Annotated in this window: 2 protein-coding genes; both read right to left on the reverse strand. The window is 55.4% G+C overall.

The genetic code is table 11. From position 1 onward, the window contains the following. Window positions 1-108: 108 nt before the first annotated feature. Window positions 109-774, reverse strand: a complete 666-nt coding sequence (gene tssL, locus CWM53_RS00005) for a type VI secretion system protein TssL, short form (protein WP_100697271.1) — start codon at window positions 772-774, stop codon at window positions 109-111. Then, the coding region (tssK, locus tag CWM53_RS00010) for a type VI secretion system baseplate subunit TssK (protein WP_227521676.1) at window positions 771-1,151 on the reverse strand (381 nt) is incomplete at its 5' end. The genes tssL and tssK, both read right to left, overlap by 4 nt.

The following is a 1,151-nucleotide window of genomic DNA, read 5'->3' on the forward strand; positions in this document are numbered from 1 at the left end:
ATTTCATCGCCGTAGAGGCCTGATTGAACCCCAGCCATAGCGCCAGCACCAGCAGCATGCCCCACAGCAAAAGCGCCTGTTTCAGCGTGTTACTCACCCGGCTCATCTTCAAGACTTGCCTGTTGGCAGCAGTTCATCCACCAGTACATTCAGCCAGCTATGCAACCCCCACCAGACGCCAACCAGCACAAGCATTAGCAGTAGCAGCCAGCAAAAAGGAGACTGCCACAGGTAATGCTGACGCTTGGTCAAAGGCACGTTCAGCACTGCCGAATCTTCTTGCACCCTGAATGGCTCAACCCGCTTGCTGAACATCGCAATGAGATGCTGCCGTTCATCAGATTCGGGGTCCTGATAGCGCCCGCGAAACCCCAGCAACAGCACGCGATGAAAACAGGTCAGGACCGCCGGCGTGGGGGCTGGCTCCTGTAAAACCCGCTTCATACGCTCATACAGTAGTTCGCCCGCCTGAAGGGTATTGAAAAAATGCGACTGGAGAGGGTTTTTTAGCCAGACCATCTGGCCATCATCCATCCCGTCCCGGCTGAGAACGGTTTCGTCCAGCAGCGCGCACTGAGCGTAAGTGATATGTTCTATGTCCTGCTGGCTGAATCCGGCCGCTGTCAGACGCTCGCGTACCCCTTCCACCTGCTGCAGACAATGGCGATATAGTTCCTGTCCGTGTCTTGCAGAAGTGTCCTGACGCAGTTCCACCACCGTCAGAAAGGTGTCGCGAAGTAGTACGTTAATGTCGATTTTCCGTTCCTGTGTCATGACCGCAGTACCGCAAAAAGCTCGGGTTTCAGATCACCCAGCGTACCCGGCGCGTAAATCATGCAGCACCCAGCATCCAGCATGGCTTTAGCCGGAGCGCTCTGCATATCCAGCGCAAAATACTGATTCTCCAGCCGTAATGGCAATGCAGCCGGAACCTGCGTCAGCGGAACAACAGGGACACCGTTCAGCGCAACATTAACCAACAACGTAACGTCATCTGGCGCCCCGATTTTGCAGAGCCGTGGTAACTGTTGCAGAACGACGTGCGTCGGCAGCGAGGAGCGAACAGAAAGGTAAAAATCCGCCTGCTCATGCTCACTGAACGCCACGTCAATCCCGGTACGCAAACCGTACTGCCGTGCAATCAGGTAACG

Origin of the sequence: Klebsiella sp. A-Nf5 (assembly GCF_002810545.1) — a bacterium.
Lineage (GTDB): Bacteria > Pseudomonadota > Gammaproteobacteria > Enterobacterales > Enterobacteriaceae > Klebsiella > Klebsiella variicola.

Coding starts and splice junctions, on each gene's coding strand:
- tssL (WP_100697271.1), bottom strand. CDS start 774: ATGACACAGGAACGGAAAATCGACATTAACGTACTACTTCGCGACACC.